Genomic DNA, 322 nt, shown 5'->3' with positions numbered 1-322 from the left:
TTGTCTGTCGACGTCATCACTTACGCCGTTTGAATCTGAGTCGTTCACATCAGGGATGTCGATTCCATGGAGTTTTTCCAAATCGCTCGGCATGTCGCCTCGTTGATCACTTGGCAGTGCATCGACTTTATTCTGAGCGTTTTGTTTTGCATCCGATGCATCCTGATTCGCCTTCTCTAAAGCCTTATGCTCATCCGGTGTAATTAAGCCGTCCGCATTCGCTTCTTTCAATTTATCTTGAGCTGCTTGGTCTGCACTTTTAGCTGCGTTAACCGCTGATTGCGCTTCTTCTCGTTGTCTGTCGACGTCATCACTTACGCCG

At 47.8% G+C, this 322-nt stretch carries 1 protein-coding gene; it reads right to left on the bottom strand.

Translation table 11 applies throughout. The annotated features are described in order from the left end of the window. On the bottom strand, nt 1-322 hold a 322-nt coding region (locus tag HMPREF2802_RS12190), incomplete at both ends, for a GA-like domain-containing protein (protein WP_218085175.1).

Source organism: Staphylococcus sp. HMSC071G07 (genome assembly GCF_001811435.1).
Lineage (GTDB): Bacteria > Bacillota > Bacilli > Staphylococcales > Staphylococcaceae > Staphylococcus > Staphylococcus pettenkoferi.
Note: the sequence above shows the minus strand (reverse complement) of the source record. Positions and strands in the feature narration are given on the sequence as shown.